Source organism: Pseudoalteromonas sp. NCCP-2140, from assembly GCF_023708065.1.
In the GTDB taxonomy this organism is placed as follows: Bacteria; Pseudomonadota; Gammaproteobacteria; order Enterobacterales; family Alteromonadaceae; genus Pseudoalteromonas.
This window is the reverse complement of the sequence record NZ_BRCZ01000002.1, coordinates 523,136-540,611: the sequence shown is the minus strand read 5'-3', so window position 1 is coordinate 540,611 and position 17,476 is coordinate 523,136. Positions and strand designations below refer to the sequence as shown.

Sequence of the window (17,476 nt, the reverse complement as noted above, 5' to 3'; positions counted from 1 at the left end):
ATTCTCCCTGGACCACTATATTGTGGTTATATTTAGCATAAGCTTGTTTATTATTTGTTATCGCATCAGGACTGCGACCAACAAATAATAAACAAATTAAACAAAATATCCAGACATTTGTTTATAAAAAATTAATAAAAAACCACAAATGAAACCAAACTTTAATCTATCGAGCAAAATTCGTACAAAACAAAACACCAGCAACCCCACTAAAAACGGGACAAGCGTGAAGTTTTAAGTTTTAAAACAATTGAATTTGTTTATTTATTACCGATGAAGCAAAAGTCCCTAAATCAACAACAATCATTTCAGCTATTGGCAATAATTGTTTATTAACATAAATGCCATAATCATAATTATGTTGACCTGTGTAGTACTCAGCGCCTTTAGCGGTGTACACATATTCAATTATTTGACCACGTTGAAACGTTAGATGGGGGTTGTCAGCTAAATACTGTTTCGCTGCTTTTACATGAGGAGGGATGTTTTTTTGGTAATCAGTAAGATGCTGACCCAGTCGCTTGCGATAGGTTAGCTTAGAATCAAATTCACCTGCATAAAGTTTTTTAACATACCTATCAAAGGCTTGAAAAATAGATTCTTCTCTGTAATTTTCAGAAAATAATATTTCAAATAATTCTGTCTGAAACTCATGGGCAAGTTCTGTCCAATCACTTCTTACGGTTTCCATACCTTTAAAGACTAATTTTGAAGCGCCATTTTTTTCGACTTTTCCTACATAACGCTTTTTTGAACCCATTGTTTTGCCTCTAATTGTGGGCATAAAAAATGGGCTATAATGGGTTTCGTACTCAATTTCTAAAAAACTGTCTATTTTATAATCTTGCTGTAAAACTTGCTGCCAGCGTTTGTTAATTTTATCTGCCAGTTTCGTACCGATTTCATTACAGTTTAGTGAATTTAGATCATCGTCAAGTTTAACAAAGGTTGAATCTGTATCACCATAAATGACGTTATAGCCCCACTCTTCTATCCATTGCTTAGTTGTTTGCATTATTTCATGGCCACGTAAAGTAATTGAGCTCGACAATCTCGGGTCATAAAAACGACAACCTTTAGAGCCAAGTACACCGTATAAACTATTCATAATGATTTTAATGGCCTGCGAGAGCATAGGCTGGTTTTTATCTTTGGCTATTTGTCTTGTTGCTGAAAGTTCACGAATAAGCTCAGGCAAATGGTGCTCAGTACGTGAAAACTGTGCTTGGTTAAAACCTTCGATTGCGTCATCTGGCTTTTTTAAACCTTCAATTAGTCCCAGAGGGTCTATACAAAATGTGCGCATTATTGATGGATAGAGGCTTTTGTAGTCAAGCACCAAGATATTCTTATATAGGCCAGGCAGCGATGACATGACATAACCACCTGGGCTGTCAAAACTTAAGCCATGATCGCCTAAATTAGGGGCTACATAGCCACTTCTATGTAGTAGCGGTAGATAAAGGTTAGTAAAGGCGGCAACTGAGCCACCCATTCGTTCTAATTCAAGTCCGGTGAGTTGGCTTCTCACAACAGCAAAATCGAGTAACTTAAGTTTCTCAAAAATTCGCAGCACTAACATGCAATCTTGTCTGTTGTAATTAGCAAGAGACAGTTTGTCTTCATTAAACTGGCGAATAATTTCTTCTAAGCGATTATCTGTGCTGATCAGCTTCTCTTCACCAAGCTCAATACTCGCTACATTGGCAAGACTAAAACTATCGTAGTGATAGGTGGCGTTTTTTAGGGTATCAATACCATCTACAACTACGCGGCCAGGTATTGTAATACGGGTAAAATTACCTTGCCGCAGCTGCATTTTTTCTTTATTGCGGCCAAGCGGTAATTCAACACCGAGTGCTTCAGCGCGGGCATGTAAAACACTAAAATCAAATTCAATCACATTCCAACCAATGATCACATCAGGGTCGACAGTTTCAATGTGTATACAAAGCTGATTGAGTAAATCAATTTCATCCACACACCAATGAAGGTTAAATTCAAGTTCACTGGTATCTTGTGGCTGGCCTACCATCAACACTGTATCTATGTGTGCCCCTACTAGACCTATTGAAAATAGCACTCCTTCACCATTACATTCTATATCGAGCGACAAACTTGAAAACTGCGGCGTAAAATCGTTATTTTTTTTGAACTTAGTATCTGTTAAAACAGGATATGGATGGCTTTTTATTGGCCTTCCTTGAGCCCAAACTGACCCTTTTATGAAACGTTCCATCAAAAACCTATCAACAGGACGAATATCATCCTCATATACTTTTATATGCTGCGCTTTGAGTCGTTTCGCTGCATTGTAATAGTGCTTTAATGAGGAAAAGTAACAAGAAACTACTTGTTGTTGCATAAAGCTCTTCAGTGCCACAGGTTTAATTTCACAAAAAATACCATGCTCTGAAAACACTCTATTCGCAGCGTCTATTTGAGATTCATTAATAAAGAACACTGCTCTTTGTGGTGTGCTTATGAGTTTTACAGGTCCTTGCTTAGATAAAATCCACGCCACAATCGAAATGCCCTTAGCGCTATCATAGCATTGCGTGGAAAGAATAAAGCCGGAGGCTAACTGCATGTAATTAAACCTTTTTAATATAATTTAGGCATGTTAGTTAAGCAAAGCTAAGTTGATTAACTAATTAAAGTAACAAGTCGCTTGTAGTTGCCCAGTTAAATCTCTAAAATTCATTACTGTAATTATATACATACTTTAGGTTTTCTGGGCATGCTTTCTGACTCTTTAAAAAAAACAATTCGGCAAATTCATAAGCATGTTGCTGATAACCTCACCGATTATCGCCCACGAAGCAGTCAAAACTATTTAGTTGCCGAGATAGCAAAAACGCTGGCTGGCGAATATCACAAGAGCCAACGAATTTGTGTTATTGAAGCAGGCACCGGGACCGGAAAATCGTTAGCGTATTGTTTAGGGGCATTGCCCTTAGCGATGGCCAAGAAAAAGAAATTAGTGATTTCTACGGCAACCGTTGCCCTACAAGAGCAGTTAATTAGTAAGGAGCTGCCTTTTTTTAAAGAGCACTCTGGCCTAGACATCAAGTTTGATTTAGTGAAAGGTCGACAGCGTTATATCTGTGCACAAAAACTCAGTGCCGCCGTTAATGGCGACAGTCAAACGCAAATGGAGTTTATGCCGACCCTGTCATCGCCGCTTTCTGATATGGAAACCAAATGCTTAAAGCAACTTTATGATGCTTATTCAAAAAAACAATGGCAAGGTGACCGCGATAGCTGGGCTGATACTATTCCTGATAAAGTGTGGAATTTAATTGCCTGTGATAAGCATTCATGCCAACGACAAATGCGCGCTCATCAGCTCTGCCCTTTTCATATGGCACGTCAGCGTCTTATGCAAATGGATGTGCTAGTGATCAACCATTCTTTATTACTGGCTGATCTTGATTTGGGTGGCGGTAAAATTCTACCTGAGCCTGACGATACAATTTATGTAATCGATGAAGCGCACCATTTAGCGCACATCACCCGCGATTTTTCTTCTGCTGCAGCAACCATTAAAGGCACCATAGACTGGCTCGACAAACTGGTAAAATTTGCTGGTAAAATGGCTAATGTGCTCGTAGGTCAAAAAGCGATTGGGCAAAATTTTAAGCTCAGTGACAGTATCAATGATGCTGGTAAAAACTTAAAAGTGGTGCGTGATATTCTTGATAACGCAGACTTTAATTATAACAGTGATGACACCTATCGTTTTGAACATGGTGAAATCCCTGCTTCTTTACATGCCAAAGCAAAAGATATTAGCGATGCCACCCTTGATGCCCTAAGAGCACTCAACAAGATGCATGACACCTTAGTGCAAGACGTAAGTGATGGTGATATAAAACCTTATGTGGCTGATCCAATCTTGGCAGAAAGTGGTCAGTACATTAACCGTTTAGAGTTATTAAACAAGCTGTGGTTTAGCTACGCGACAAAAGGCGAAGGAATTCCCCATGCGCGCTGGATCAAACGCTTAGAATATAAGAACCATCACGACCATTTACTCAGTGATTGCCCTATTGAAGTTGGCTATTACCTAAAAGATAAGTTATGGAATCAATGTGCGGGTGCCGTGCTTTGTTCAGCCACCTTAACTGCATTGGGTTCATTTGATCACTTTGCCTATGAATGCGGTCTTGCCAAAGAAGAAGGCGTAAAATACATAAAAGTCCCTTCTCCGTTTGATTACCCAAAACAAGCGACGCTACATATCCCTGCCAGCCATATTGAGCCGACCGATAAAGCGTTTAGCGACCACTTGGCTGAGCAATTACCTAAGTTCCTTGATGATAAAAAAGCAAATTTAGTGTTGTTTGCCTCTTATTGGCAGATGGATCATGTTGTAAAAGCACTGCGTAGCAAAGGAATTGAGATCTTAGTGCAAGGTGAAATGTCTCGTGAAGCACTGTTGAAAAAACATAAAGCTAATGTAGATTTAGGCCGTGCTAGCTATTTATTTGGTACTCAAAGTTTATCTGAGGGTCTTGATTTACCAGGTAAATACTTAGAAAACCTGGTAATTACAAAAATTCCATTTGCGGTGCCTACCTCACCAATAGAAGAAGCGCAGGCTGAGTTTGTGCAAAGTAAAGGTGGCAACCCGTTTCTTTCGATAACCGTACCTGATGCGGCAAAGAAATTAGTACAAAGCTGTGGTAGACTGCTGCGCAAAGAAAATGATCAGGGTCGCATTACTATCCTTGATCGCCGTTTAGTGACCAAGCGATATGGCAAAGCCATGCTCGATACCTTGCCACCTTTTAAAAGACAAATTGATTATTAATGTTTGAATTAGCTTTAGACCCAGCAACCTGGGCACTATTATGCGCAGTCGCACTGGCAGCGGGCTTTATTGATGCAATTGCAGGCGGTGGCGGGATGTTAACTGTGCCAGCGCTATTAACTGCAGGCTTACCGCCCCATCTCACCTTAGGTACCAATAAACTTGCAGCGAGTTTTGGCTCATTGACGGCCAGCGTGACTTATTTTCGTAAAAAGTTGTTCAACCCACGGTTTTGGGCTGCATCTATTTTAGCGACAGCTATTGGGGCACTCGTAGGCACTTTAGTGGTTGATTACTTAAGTATTGAATTTTTAAATAAATTACTACCGGTGGTGATTATTTTAGTCGCTTGTTACAGCTTATTTGGCAGTTTGAGTACAACTGAGCATAACGAGTTACCAAAGCTTGATAGCAAAACTAAAATTAAACAATGGCTACAAGGATTAGGCCTTGGTTTTTTTGATGGTTTAGCAGGCCCCGGCACTGGCACATTTTGGACAGCCTCAAATAGCCTATTATATAAAATGAGTTTGTTGCTTAACTGTGGCCTTGCCCGCTCAATGAACTTTGTTTCAAACTTTATTTCTTTGATCACATTCGTGGCGCTTGGCCATGTGAACTTTTTACTTGGTATCACAATGGGCTTTTTCTTGATGCTTGGAGCATGGTTAGGAGCACATTCAGCAATAAAGTTTGGTAGTAAAATGATCCGCCCAGTGTTTAACACTGTGGTTATAGTGTTAGCATTAAAGTTAATCTATGAGGCTTATTTATAAATGCAAACGACTGCTTTTGATAAACTACGTTCACAAATTGAAAGGCTCAAACAATTAGCCACACAATTTGATAAGGGTAATTTATTTGCTAAAAATCGCTATATGCAAGCCCAACCAAGTTTGTTTGATAAAGCCGTGTTTAGCACAAAAAGTATGAAGCTAGCGGACTACGTAAGCGAAATCGAAGATGAGCTTAACAGCTTGCCGCCTGCTGAGCATCGCCATGCTTACCAATATGCACTTGAGCGCATTACCCTTCAGGTAGAGGCGGTATTTAATGTGATCAAATCAACCCCTGTATGGGCTAAAGAAAATAAGTACAGTTTTAAGCCAAAAGCTAAACCACAGGTTTATAAACAAGCAGTTAAAAAAATCATGCAGTCATCCCATGAACTTTATGACGAACTAAAGCAAAACCATGAGTTTGAACGCCGCTTAGTATTGATGATCGAAGAGCGAAAACTAAAACTTGAAGCTGCAAATACACAGCAAGCAGCCGAAATTAACAAAGAAATACTCGCATTACACGCAAGACTTGGCCGTTGTCGTAAGGCAATTTCTGCCACTGAAGACAAAATTCAACAGGTCGAGAAACAGCAGCTGAGATAATGTTTTACTACCATCCAAGTTATTCAGCGTTAGCTTTACCTGAGCGTCACCGCTTTCCCATTGATAAATATCGCTTGTTAAAACAGCTTGTCAGCAACTTCATTGATGAACAGTATTTCATTACCCCACAACAAGCCACTAAAGCTCAGCTTACTCTGTGCCATAACCCCGCGTATGTCGACGCATTTTTAGCTGGTAGTCTTGATAGCAAAGCCATTAAAAAAATGGGCTTTCCTTGGTCTACTCAATTGGTTGAACGAACACTTTACTCTGTTGGGGCGAGTATTCAAGGCGCTGAGTTTGCATTACAACAGGGTGCTGCTTTTAACCTAAGTGGTGGTTATCATCATGCTTTTACAGGATATGGTAGTGGCTTTTGTATTTTTAATGACTTAGCGATAGCTGCTGCACACTTGATTGATACTGAGCAGGCCGACACCGTATTAATCTTTGACTGTGACGTTCACCAAGGCGATGGCACAGCTGAAGTTACGCAACTACATCCTCAAATAATTAGCTGCTCAATTCATTGTCAGCAAAACTTCCCCCGCATTAAGCAGCAATCAAACTACGATTTTGCTTTAGAGCATGGCACTTCAGATGCTGAATACCTAGAGACCGTCAAACAAGCTTTAGCCCTAACAACTAGACTCCACCAGCCAGATATCATTTTGTATAACGCCGGCGCAGACATCGCAACAGATGACGAGTTAGGGCACTTTCAAGTTAGTTTAGAGGGAGTGTATCAACGTGACTATTTTGTATTAAACCAAGCAAAGCAAGCAGAAACCCCAGTGTTTGCAGCCATGGGCGGTGGCTATCAACGAAATGTAAGCCGTTTGGTTGATGTTCATGGTCAGCTTTTTAGGGCGGCTGTCGATTTATTTTAAAGCTTGGTATACACTAAAAGTGACTGTTTAATTGGGCTTATTTTGTATGAAAATGCATGACGACATTCACAACTACTATGAAAAATTAGTTGTCGAAGACATCACTAAACGCAACTTAGAATCAACCTATAGTGATGATATTATGGCAGATTTATGCTGCACCGTATTAAACCAACTGCCTGCCCGTTACATCCGTTACGATGTCGATATGGAATTTTATTTACCTCAAACAGAGCGTATTAAAATGGAGCAACAAGTGCAAACTGCTATCGATGTGGCCATCAGCCAAGTTGCTAAGAAAAAGGAACTGCAAAAATGAGTAATGAGTTAGATAGCGCGCCTAACTACATCAAGATTGCTGTAGATCTCATTATGCTCTTAGAACAAAACGACGTACCTGCCGAAGATGTATTAGCAGCTTTAGAAATCGTAAAGTCTGATTTCGAAAAGAAACTCCCACAATCAACTGATTAATAGACCGAAAATGGCGAGTATTGGGGCATAAATTTGTTATGCTCAGGTTTTATAATTTAAGAATGTAAAACCATGTCATTGCCAAGTTTATTACGCTTATTCATCCTTGCTGCTATTTGGGGCGCTTCCTTCTTATTTATGCGCATGGCAGCGAATAGCTTAGGCCCTGCAGTATTAATTGAGTTAAGAGTCGGCTTTGCAGCAATAACACTGTTTATTTTTGCGCTGTACTTACGCAAGAAACTGGCTTTCACGACCCACAAAAAGCATTTTTTCATTATTGGCGCGCTTAATTCCGCCATTCCCTTTTTATTGTTTGCCTTTGCAGCACAAACAATTAATGCATCTACCTTATCCATATTAAACTCAACAACGCCAATTTGGGGCGCCATAGTCGGTATTATTTGGAGTAAAACCAAACCCACTAAAAGTATGTTGCTTGGCTTACTGTTAGGTTTAACGGGCGTGGCCATTTTGGTAGGTCAAAATAGCCTCACTATCGACAGCCAAGCCATCACTGCTATTGTTGCAGCATTGTGTGCTTCACTCAGCTACGCCATCGCATCCCATTACACTAAACATGCACCTAAGTTATCTGCTTTTGATAATGCCCATGGCAGTATGTGGGCTGCGAGTATCATGGTACTGCCGCTTATTTTTGTTATTCCCGCCAGAGACATGCCAACTAACGAAGTGATGCTTGGTGTGGTGGCACTCGGAGTACTGTGTACTGCAGTGGCATATATCTTGTTCTTTCGTTTGATTGATGACATTGGCCCAACCTCTGCGTTGACTGTTACTTTTTTGATTCCACTTTTTGGCATAGTATGGGGAAATTTAATTTTAGATGAGCAAATTGGTCCCAATACCTTAGTTGGCGCACTGTGTGTTATCGCAGGTACCATGCTCGTTACAGGCTTTATTCGCATCAAGCCATTTCTAAAAAGAAACACCTTGTAACAGAATGCAAATTGCATTTTTAAATACAATCTATATTCTGTTAGATACTAAAAAAGGAAGGAGAAGTGTATGTCAGGTACTACCATGGTGGTGTTAATCGTGCTGATATCAGTCGGCTCTGGGGTAATTTATGATATGTATAAAAAACACCTTGAGTTTAAATCACGAACTTTAAAAAATTCAAAAGAAGCAAACGAACATGTAGCCGAAGTCACAAAAGAGTTACAAGAACTAAGAGAGCGTGTACAAACCCTCGAAGCCATTGTCACTGACTCTAGCTACAACGTAAAACAAGAGATTAATAAACTTTAATTAAGTTAACTCTAATTAAGACAATAATGCACTGTATTGTTCAAGCACAGGCTGATAATAATCGGCGTCTTGATTTAACATGCGTTGGTAATGAGCACATAACTGCTTTAAATACGTTTGGTGCTCTTTACTTTCTAGTTGCCACATTTGTTGCCCGACTCGCGTGATCGGCTGCGAGGATGACGCACTCATGGCAATAACTTCATAAAATCGTTTGTTTTCATACACTAACTGCTCAGAGACGAGCCCCAATGGCAGTGTTTGTAAATAGCTACGAACTTGATAACTGTGATGCACTGGGCAAACAACAAAGTCGATGTGCGTATTTGGCTGTTGGCTTACAATCTTCGCTAAGAACTGCACTAACAACTCACCACCCACTCCAGCAATAATAACAAGATGGCGTTTTTTAGGATCTGGTGAAATCATTGCTACATCTTGGCAATGTACCTGCCAACGGCCGCGTTGCTCTCTTTTAGCAAAACGTTCGAGTTTATCACCTAGTGCCTGCATTAACTCAGGCACAATATCAACAAAATGTATAAGCGGTGCTTTATCTTGCTGTAGCAGCTCAATGCCTAACAAACCGTGATCACAGCAACAATCCCAGATTTCGTCATAACCTGAATCTACCACATCAATGATGGCTGATAGTCGTTTACTCAGTGCCATTAGTTTGCTGTTTTATAAACTAACGCTTTTAAGCTGCGATCACTGTCTACTTCAATAAAACCATCGGTAGGAGCTAATCGCTCAACAAAACTAATTGCTCCTTGTGTATGATCGCTAATGAGATCTTTAAACGCCTGCTCTGAAAGCTCAGGGCTATTGGCACATAGTAATAATTGGGTGTTTTCATTTAACAGCTCAGGTAAACGACGCAAGATTTTTTGATAATCCTTGGTCAATATAAAGCTGCCCTTTTGAAAGCTCGGTGGATCAACAATGATTAATTCATAGGGCGCTGATTTTTTTAGTTTACCGAATGATTTTAAAATATCGTGCGGGAAATAACTCACACCTTGATCAAAACCATTTAGCTGATGATTTTGTTTACCCGTGCGCAGCACACCTTTATTCATGTCCATATTTATAACTTGGTCTGCCCCACCCTGCATTGCTGCAACAGAAAAACCACATGTATATGAAAATAGGTTGAGTACTTTTGCATTTTTACTATTGGCTTGTACAAACTCACGGCCACGGCGCATATCAGGGAAAATCCCGGTATTTTGGCGACTCAATAAATCGACTTTAAACTTAATGCCGTTTTCACTCACTAAATGCTCTTGCGGTAATTCACCAAACATCAGGGCATTACGGGTATTAATACCGCTGCGCTGCTGGTAAACCAATGCACTCACAAGCTCTGGCGCATTCTGTTGCGCCCATTGCCACAGGGTATCAGTTAATTGCGCAAGCACTTGTTCATCTATTTCTTCATATGAAACTAAAAAAAGTGCTGGCGGATAAAAGTCTAAGTTTATGTGGCTCAGCTCAGCGACTGAGTGACCACGGCCATGGAATACACGACATAATTCATTAGCAGCAAGTGGAGCCTCTGCTAAGGCATTTAAAATGGCAGAAAAATCGTTTGTCATCATCTTTAGTTAATTAACTGTTGTTGTAATTCGTGAATTTCATCACGCACAGACGCCGCTTTTTCAAACTCAAGATCGCTAGCATAAGCATGCATTTTCGCTTCAAGGGTTTTGATTTGGCTAGCAATATCTTTCGCGCTGAGTACTTGTTTAGACTCTTTACGCACCAACTTAAGGTTATCTTTCGGACTTGCTTCTTCACCCACATCCATAATATCGGTGATACTTTTAACCAGTGCTTGCGGCTCTATACCATGCTCAAGGTTATAAGCTTGTTGTTTTTCACGGCGACGGTCTGTTTCATCAATGGCTTGTCGCATCGAGTTAGTTATGCGGTCGCCATAAAGAATCGCTTTACCATTTAAGTGACGTGCCGCACGACCTATGGTTTGAATAAGCGAGCGAGTCGAACGTAAGAAACCTTCTTTATCGGCATCAAGTATCGCCACCAGTGAAACTTCTGGCATGTCGAGACCTTCTCGCAATAAGTTAATCCCCACTAACACATCAAACACACCGGCACGTAAATCACGGATAATTTCGACTCGTTCAACGGTGTCGATGTCTGAGTGCAAGTAGCGAACTTTTACATCATGGTCGTTGAGATAGTCGGTTAAATCTTCTGCCATGCGCTTAGTTAAAGTAGTAACAAGTACCCGCTCGTTCACTTCAACTCGTTTATAGATCTCAGAAAGTAAGTCATCAACCTGGGTGCCCACAGGGCGCACTTCAATTTCAGGGTCTATAAGCCCGGTTGGACGAATGACCTGCTCAGCAACCTCCCCTGATGAGCGCTCAAGCTCAAAGTCACCAGGTGTTGCCGACACATAAATAGTTTGCGGCGCAATGGCTTCAAATTCTTCAAAGCGTAATGGGCGGTTATCTAATGCCGATGGCAAGCGAAAGCCATACTCAACAAGATTTTCCTTACGGCTTCTATCGCCTTTATACATAGCACCAATTTGCGACACAGTAACGTGTGATTCATCAATAATCATCAATGCATCATCGGGTAGGTAATCTAATAATGTCGGAGGTGGATCGCCTGGTGTTCTGCCAGATAAATATCGCGAGTAGTTTTCAATGCCTGAGCAATAACCAAGCTCGGTCATCATTTCAATATCGTACTGGGTGCGCTGAGCAATACGCTGCTCTTCCACAAGTTTGTTGGCACTAAGTAGTTGAGCTCGGCGGTCTTTAAGCTCACCTTTAATTTTATCAATGGCATCAAGAATTTTTTCACGGGGAGTTACATAGTGAGTTTTCGGGTAAATAGTTGCGCGCACAATGTGCTTTTCAACAGCCCCTGTAAGCGGGTCAAAAATACTTAAACGTTCAATTTCATCGTCAAACATTTCCACACGAACAGCGTAAGTATCCGATTCAGCTGGAAATATATCGACCACTTCACCACGAACACGATAAGTACCACGGCTAAATTCAATATCGTTGCGTGTATATTGCAGCTCAGCAAGACGACGCAGCATATCGCGCTGATCGACGGTTTCACCCACTTTTAGCAAGAGCATCATCTTCATGTATGAGTCAGGGTCGCCCAAACCATAAATAGCAGACACCGAAGCCACAATAATGGTATCGCGTCGCTCAAGCAGCGCTTTGGTGGCACTTAAACGCATTTGTTCAATGTGCTCATTGATAGACGCATCTTTTTCAATAAAGGTATCACTGGCAACAACGTAGGCTTCTGGCTGGTAATAATCGTAATAAGATACAAAATACTCAACTGCATTATGGGGAAAAAACTCTTTCATTTCGCCATAAAGCTGTGCAGCGAGCGTTTTGTTGTGTGCCATGATGATAGTTGGACGATTCAAATCATTAATAATATTGGCCATGGTGAAGGTTTTACCCGTTCCCGTAGCCCCTAATAATGTTTGATGCGCAAGCCCAGCCTCTAGGCCATCTTTTAATTGCGCTATTGCCGTTGGTTGGTCACCACTTGGCTGAAATTTCGAAACTAGTTGGAAATGGTCGCTCATGAATGACACTCCTTCATATATGACTCACTTAACCCATCAACTTCTTTAATAAACCATTTATAGGCGACCATTGCAGTGAATAAGTTACCAATCGCCGCACCAATAAATAAACCGGTTAAGCCTGCGATTTCGCTGCCTATATAAGCAAAAGGTACATAAAAAACAAACAGGCGTACTACACTTAAAATCAGTGCATTCATTGGTTTATGCAGAGCATTAAATGAAGAGTTAGATAAAATAATCACCCCTTGCAGGCCATAACTCAATGGCAAGATATAAATGAATAACTTAATCACATCCATTACCGCTTGCTCTTTACCAAATACATCAGCGATAAAGCCAGAGGTTAACAGCAGTAAAATATAAATAGCGAACTGCCAAATCATCACGAATTTCAAGGTTTTTGTGTAGGCTTCTTTAACACGTTCAAACTTACCTGCCCCAAAGTTTTGACTCACAAATGGCGGCAAGGTCATCGACAAAGCAAGCACCACAAGGCTTGCAATAGATTCAATGCGACTGCCTACACCAAACGCCGCAACCGCTTCAGGACCATGTTTAGCCACTAATGCTGTCATGACTGCCATGGCAATAGGTGTCAGCATATTTGCGCCAGCCGCAGGTAAACCAATTTTAAGAATTTTACGAATCGAGCTAAGCGGCGTTTGTACACCAGCATGCAAACTCAATAGACCATTTTTTACCGCAAGGATGTATAAAATGATAACGACAGCAACTGACCATGCAATAACACTAGCAATAGCTGCGCCTTGAATACCTAATGCCGGAACAGGTCCAAAGCCAAAAATAAGTATAGGGTCTAAGATGGCATTAATCAGCCCTGCTCCACCCATAACAATGCTCGGTGTTTTGGTATCGCCACTGGCTCTAAGCACAGAGTTGCCAACCATAGGGGTAATTAGAAATACGCTGCCTAAGAACCACACACTCATATACTCATGAATAAGCGGTAAGACTAATTCGCCAGCACCCAATAACTTAAAGATCGGATCTATTAATAAATAACCTACTACAGATAAACTAAACACCATCACCACCGATACCAACAACGACATGCTGGCATCAAAACGTGCTTCATCTAACTTATCACTACCAAGTGCTTTAGCGATAACCGCAGAGGTACCTATCCCTAAACCAATTGCAAGGCTAATAACAGTAAAAGTAACAGGAAAGGTAAAACTAACAGCGGCGAGAGGCTCTGTACCTAACAAACTAATGAAGAAGGTATCAACCAAATTAAACATCATTAGGGTGATCATGCCAAAGATCATTGGGATGGTCATTTTTTTCAAGGTTGGCAGAATGGGTGAGTTTAAAAGATCAGGTTTAGTTTTGCTCTGCGGTTTCACGCTCATGGGAATACTTTGCCTCTTTTTCTGAACCTGTAAGTTTAAAGCATCCTTCTCTTGCAAGCTATGCTTTATTAACAGAATCAAAATTCATACACAAAACTATTACTTTTGACGCTTTGACATAAAAATAACGACTAACCCTCATAAAAAACAATATAAAAACAAGTTTAATAGCTTTGTTACAATTAAAAGGCAGTATTCGCTGTTTTTTTACACAATAAATAGCGCCATTTCATCGTCACGAATAAATTTACTCATCAATTCAGCAAGGCTTCAGATAAAAACACTAACACATTGATTTTAAATGAATTAAAAAAAGTGAATTAAATACTTGAAATTGCTGTAGCCCTCGAAAATCCTAGCACTATAGCTGTTCTTAAAGTTTAATAAACAGAGTTATCCACAGAAACCGTGGATAACTCACTAGAAGCCGCAAATATAAAGGCTTTTGAGGTAGGTGTTCAGCTCTTTATAGTAAAAATAACAAAGCCTATTGTTTTAACCCTTTTATAAGTTTCTAGAAAAGAACGCGCAAAAATTGTTCTGCTACAATGCAAAATTAAGTATGACAATTAAAGTACAACCAAGGTGGATTTTCTAAGTTAATGATATAAATAACTAAAAGTGGATTTATAGCTATTCAGTACAACTCGTTTTTTAAAACCACCAATAGAAATGGGATGAGAATTGTAAATTCGACCGAGGAAGATATCAAAAAGAAGTATCGTTAAGGAAGACTTTGATAAAAGGAATTTGATACATATTTTCTCATTATAAATAAACATTGAATAAATGTTTATTTCCTCAAGTTGATAGAAAATCACTAGTTAAAGAAACTTTTTTCTATTTTTAATCGTGCCCGAATGTTCAAAAAGCATACATAAATACAAATGCTCCGACATATCTCCACTACTACAAAGCAAAAATAGCTGTGCTTTTCAGTTACATTTTGTTCAGATCGAACATAAAAACATCGAATAAGCTTCTTTTTTGAATTTATGAAGTTTTTATGTTGACACTTTGCAATGCTGTCATTAATATTTCGCCCCGTTGAAAGGCATGACGCTTCCCCCTTAGCTCAGTTGGTTAGAGCGACGGACTGTTAATCCGCAGGTCCCCCGTTCGAGTCGGGGAGGGGGAGCCAAGTTTTTCAATCATAAACGTTTCCCCCTTAGCTCAGTTGGTTAGAGCGACGGACTGTTAATCCGCAGGTCCCCCGTTCGAGTCGGGGAGGGGGAGCCAAGTTTATGAATATGATTGTTCCCCCTTAGCTCAGTTGGTTAGAGCGACGGACTGTTAATCCGCAGGTCCCCCGTTCGAGTCGGGGAGGGGGAGCCAAATCATAGCACCACACTACTCTATTTAGTTCCCCCTTAGCTCAGTTGGTTAGAGCGACGGACTGTTAATCCGCAGGTCCCCCGTTCGAGTCGGGGAGGGGGAGCCAACTCACAGAAAATAATCAAGTTTATCTACTACTATTCTTCGATTGTATTAGACTTTAAAGCACTTATAATCTACCCTACATTAAAGTTATTTCTAAAGTTATTTCTATTGCTTACGATAGATTACAATAACTTTAATTAAAGCGATCAATCATGGAATTGATTCCTTCCTTACAGGCTTTTAAAAGAAAATAAACATGGCTGGCTTTAAAAAACTTATATTTATACAACTGATATCTTGGCTGCTGTTTGCTTTATTAGGTGGTTATTTTATTGCACTTAGTTTTGATAGTGCCGTCAGTGATGCTCAGCATAAAGCTCAACGCGTCGTTAATACATACATTAATTTACAAACAATAGAAGAGCTCTCACCTAATAAAATTAAACAAACTCTTGCCGATGGCAATACTTTTTCAAAGTTTGTTTTACGTAATAAATCTGGTGAAGTAGTTACCATGGTTGAGTCAAGCCGCCCTCTTCCCTTGTTTGCTGAAATTGTAAATAACAGTTTTAATTCAATTCGTCCTCAATTTGCTGTTAATCAAGCATCCGATATAAAAGTTGAATTTACGATCAATGCGTATGACTTAGCCGAACTTTTACAACAATCTTTATTCGTCGTTATTTTGATCTCAGGCCTCATCGCCCTACTTCCTATTATTTATATGAAGAGTATGTTCAGCCGCCTTAATCGTAAAATTAGTACTACCGTTGCAGATATCGTTGATATTTATATTAATCAAAACCAAATTGATGATGGTCTAGAGCAAGCAATGGATACCACCCGCTTAAAAAGGCTAAGCAAAGATTTAATTCCATCATTCAATCGCCTATCACATTTCTTACAAACTAAGCATGATGATATTCAAAATAATGCCCTAAGCATTAAAAAAGAAGCGTATAAAGATGTAGTCACAAACCTTGGCAATCGAAATATGTTTGTTGAGTACTACGAAAAGCACATTGAAAACGCAGAAAAGAGCACGTTTGGCTCGCTTGCGATGGTTCGTTGTAGTGAACTACAAGCGATTAACCAAACTAGAGGCTACCAAAAAGGTGATGAATACGTTAAAGGTGTAGCTGATATTATTAAGCATATCAGTGGCACATATACAGGTAGTCAGGTTTTTCGTTTAAACAGCTCTGACTTTGCAGTGGTATTGCCTAATACCCCTCTTAAAGAAGCTGAACGCTTTGGCGATAACTTACAATCGCGTTTTACTCAGTATCAGCAAAACCAAGAATTAAGTTCAGTTGCTAACACAGGTATTGTTGGCTACGAAAAAGGTAAGCCGCTTGGTGAGTTATTATCGATTGTTGATAATGCAATGAGCATGGCGCAATCAAAACAAGCGAATGCATGGCATGTGCAGCGCGAAACAGACTTGGTCAATAACGCCAGCGCAGGTTTTGGTAACCAAAACTGGCGTAAAGTTATTAGCGAAGTTATTGAGTCGAAACGTGTTCACTTGGTTATGCAGAACATTATGCCAATAGGTAAAAGTGTTAAAGCCTATGCCGAGATCCAAGTTCGTTTTAAAACCGCGGAAAACCAAATGTTGCCTACCGCCTCTTTCCTTGCTATGACAGAGAAGCTTGATATGGCAATGGAGATTGATCGCTTAATTATCGACACCACTTTAGAAAAAATTAAAACCCGTAATTTTTCTGAAAAATTCTTTGGTATTAATGTTACGGCATCAAGTGCTCACAATGATCAGTTTGTGATCTGGCTTGAGCGCCGCCTACTGAAAGACAGTAACATCGCATCGAAGTTAGTGTTTGAAGTCAGTGAATTTGGTTTACAACAGAACATAAAAGCAAGTAAACGCTTTATCGATATGGTACACCGAGTAGGTGCACGTATTACTGTAGAACGCTTTGGTGTGGGGTTAACCTCATTTAAATTCTTTAGAGACTTAAAACCTGACTTTATCAAAATGGATGCAAGCTATACTCGCGGCCTCGAAGAAGATAAAAACAATCAATACTTCATGCGCTTAATGGTGGATTTAGCTCACCGCATTGGTGTGAGTGTATTTGCTGAAGGCGTAGAAAGCCAAGAAGAAAAACATATCATCGAAACACTTTGTTTAGATGGTGTGCAAGGCTATTACATCGAAAAGCCAAAAGATATATAAGCCCCCTCTTTTAGGCCCAAAAAACCTTACTATTTTTGGGCCTATTCCAGCTATTAACTTAGCTTTAACACTTTAATCGTAA

14 protein-coding genes and 4 tRNA genes are annotated in these 17,476 nt (G+C 40.0%); 13 read left to right on the top strand and 5 right to left on the bottom strand.

Annotation, left to right across the window (positions count from 1 at the left end):
- Nucleotides 1–241: 241 nt before the first annotated feature.
- Nucleotides 242–2,590, bottom strand: a complete 2,349-nt coding sequence (locus NFU46_RS06385) for a DNA polymerase II (RefSeq protein WP_251600661.1) — start codon at nt 2,588–2,590, stop codon at nt 242–244.
- A 150-nt stretch (nt 2,591–2,740) separates the two neighbouring features.
- Here NFU46_RS06385 and dinG point away from each other — a divergent pair, with 150 nt between their 5' ends.
- From dinG to NFU46_RS06345, 8 genes are all read left to right on the top strand, one after another.
- The gene (gene dinG / locus NFU46_RS06380; protein ID WP_251600658.1) at nt 2,741–4,816 is read left to right on the top strand and encodes an ATP-dependent DNA helicase DinG; all 2,076 of its coding nucleotides are present in this window, start codon (nt 2,741–2,743) and stop codon (nt 4,814–4,816) included.
- Nucleotides 4,816–5,592 (top strand): TSUP family transporter, encoded by a 777-nt coding sequence (locus NFU46_RS06375; protein ID WP_055021493.1) that lies wholly within the window; start codon nt 4,816–4,818, stop codon nt 5,590–5,592. Before dinG ends, NFU46_RS06375 begins: the two co-directional genes overlap by 1 nt.
- Complete coding sequence (locus NFU46_RS06370; protein WP_251600655.1) at nt 5,593–6,201, top strand: primosomal replication protein; 609 nt, start codon at nt 5,593–5,595, stop codon at nt 6,199–6,201. It abuts the gene before it with no gap.
- Nucleotides 6,198–7,091 (top strand): histone deacetylase, encoded by an 894-nt coding sequence (locus NFU46_RS06365; protein ID WP_251600733.1) that lies wholly within the window; start codon nt 6,198–6,200, stop codon nt 7,089–7,091. Before NFU46_RS06370 ends, NFU46_RS06365 begins: the two co-directional genes overlap by 4 nt.
- A 46-nt stretch (nt 7,092–7,137) precedes the next feature.
- Complete coding sequence (locus NFU46_RS06360) at nt 7,138–7,410, top strand: late competence development ComFB family protein (protein ID WP_105175122.1); 273 nt, start codon at nt 7,138–7,140, stop codon at nt 7,408–7,410.
- Nucleotides 7,407–7,565 carry a YbaM family protein gene (locus tag NFU46_RS06355; protein WP_082874113.1) on the top strand — a complete coding sequence of 53 codons (159 nt, stop codon included), beginning with the start codon at nt 7,407–7,409 and terminating at the stop codon, nt 7,563–7,565. The genes NFU46_RS06360 and NFU46_RS06355 overlap by 4 nt, the downstream gene beginning before the upstream one ends.
- A 72-nt stretch (nt 7,566–7,637) precedes the next feature.
- Nucleotides 7,638–8,525 carry a DMT family transporter gene (locus tag NFU46_RS06350; RefSeq protein WP_251600652.1) on the top strand — a complete coding sequence of 296 codons (888 nt, stop codon included), beginning with the start codon at nt 7,638–7,640 and terminating at the stop codon, nt 8,523–8,525.
- 69 nt (nt 8,526–8,594) lie between these two features.
- Nucleotides 8,595–8,837, top strand: coding sequence for a hypothetical protein (locus tag NFU46_RS06345; protein WP_058583760.1), 243 nt, complete (start codon nt 8,595–8,597; stop codon nt 8,835–8,837).
- A 15-nt stretch (nt 8,838–8,852) separates the two neighbouring features.
- Here the strand turns inward: NFU46_RS06345 and NFU46_RS06340 are convergent, their stop codons facing one another.
- From NFU46_RS06340 to NFU46_RS06325, 4 genes are read right to left on the bottom strand one after another with little or no spacing between them, the layout of a single operon-like run.
- Entirely contained in the window at nt 8,853–9,509 is a 657-nt protein-coding gene (locus tag NFU46_RS06340) for a tRNA (adenine(22)-N(1))-methyltransferase TrmK (protein WP_251600649.1), read from the bottom strand.
- Entirely contained in the window at nt 9,509–10,438 is a 930-nt protein-coding gene (locus NFU46_RS06335; protein ID WP_175083209.1) for a class I SAM-dependent methyltransferase, read from the bottom strand. The genes NFU46_RS06340 and NFU46_RS06335 overlap by 1 nt, the downstream gene beginning before the upstream one ends.
- Before the next feature lie 5 nt (nt 10,439–10,443).
- Complete coding sequence (uvrB, locus tag NFU46_RS06330) at nt 10,444–12,438, bottom strand: excinuclease ABC subunit UvrB (RefSeq protein ID WP_054563646.1); 1,995 nt, start codon at nt 12,436–12,438, stop codon at nt 10,444–10,446.
- Entirely contained in the window at nt 12,435–13,814 is a 1,380-nt protein-coding gene (locus tag NFU46_RS06325; RefSeq protein ID WP_058583763.1) for an MATE family efflux transporter, read from the bottom strand. The genes uvrB and NFU46_RS06325 overlap by 4 nt, the downstream gene beginning before the upstream one ends.
- 1,064 nt (nt 13,815–14,878) lie before the next feature.
- Here NFU46_RS06325 and NFU46_RS06320 point away from each other — a divergent pair.
- From NFU46_RS06320 to NFU46_RS06300, 5 genes are all read left to right on the top strand, one after another.
- A tRNA-Asn gene (locus tag NFU46_RS06320) sits at nt 14,879–14,955 on the top strand.
- Between the two features lie 21 nt (nt 14,956–14,976).
- Nucleotides 14,977–15,053 (top strand) — tRNA-Asn (locus NFU46_RS06315).
- A gap of 19 nt (nt 15,054–15,072) precedes the next feature.
- Nucleotides 15,073–15,149, top strand: a tRNA-Asn gene (locus NFU46_RS06310).
- Nucleotides 15,150–15,178: 29 nt separating this feature from the next.
- Nucleotides 15,179–15,255, top strand: a tRNA-Asn gene (locus NFU46_RS06305).
- A gap of 195 nt (nt 15,256–15,450) precedes the next feature.
- Nucleotides 15,451–17,394 carry an EAL domain-containing protein gene (locus NFU46_RS06300; RefSeq protein ID WP_251600647.1) on the top strand — a complete coding sequence of 648 codons (1,944 nt, stop codon included), beginning with the start codon at nt 15,451–15,453 and terminating at the stop codon, nt 17,392–17,394.
- Nucleotides 17,395–17,476: the final 82 nt, after the last annotated feature.

Coding starts and splice junctions, on each gene's coding strand:
- NFU46_RS06385 (WP_251600661.1), bottom strand. CDS start 2,590: ATGCAGTTAGCCTCCGGCTTTATTCTTTCCACGCAATGCTATGATAGC.
- dinG (WP_251600658.1), top strand. CDS start 2,741: ATGCTTTCTGACTCTTTAAAAAAAACAATTCGGCAAATTCATAAGCAT.
- NFU46_RS06375 (WP_055021493.1), top strand. CDS start 4,816: ATGTTTGAATTAGCTTTAGACCCAGCAACCTGGGCACTATTATGCGCA.
- NFU46_RS06370 (WP_251600655.1), top strand. CDS start 5,593: ATGCAAACGACTGCTTTTGATAAACTACGTTCACAAATTGAAAGGCTC.
- NFU46_RS06360 (WP_105175122.1), top strand. CDS start 7,138: ATGAAAATGCATGACGACATTCACAACTACTATGAAAAATTAGTTGTC.
- NFU46_RS06355 (WP_082874113.1), top strand. CDS start 7,407: ATGAGTAATGAGTTAGATAGCGCGCCTAACTACATCAAGATTGCTGTA.
- NFU46_RS06350 (WP_251600652.1), top strand. CDS start 7,638: ATGTCATTGCCAAGTTTATTACGCTTATTCATCCTTGCTGCTATTTGG.
- NFU46_RS06345 (WP_058583760.1), top strand. CDS start 8,595: ATGTCAGGTACTACCATGGTGGTGTTAATCGTGCTGATATCAGTCGGC.
- NFU46_RS06340 (WP_251600649.1), bottom strand. CDS start 9,509: ATGGCACTGAGTAAACGACTATCAGCCATCATTGATGTGGTAGATTCA.
- NFU46_RS06335 (WP_175083209.1), bottom strand. CDS start 10,438: ATGACAAACGATTTTTCTGCCATTTTAAATGCCTTAGCAGAGGCTCCA.
- uvrB (WP_054563646.1), bottom strand. CDS start 12,438: ATGAGCGACCATTTCCAACTAGTTTCGAAATTTCAGCCAAGTGGTGAC.
- NFU46_RS06325 (WP_058583763.1), bottom strand. CDS start 13,814: ATGAGCGTGAAACCGCAGAGCAAAACTAAACCTGATCTTTTAAACTCA.
- NFU46_RS06300 (WP_251600647.1), top strand. CDS start 15,451: ATGGCTGGCTTTAAAAAACTTATATTTATACAACTGATATCTTGGCTG.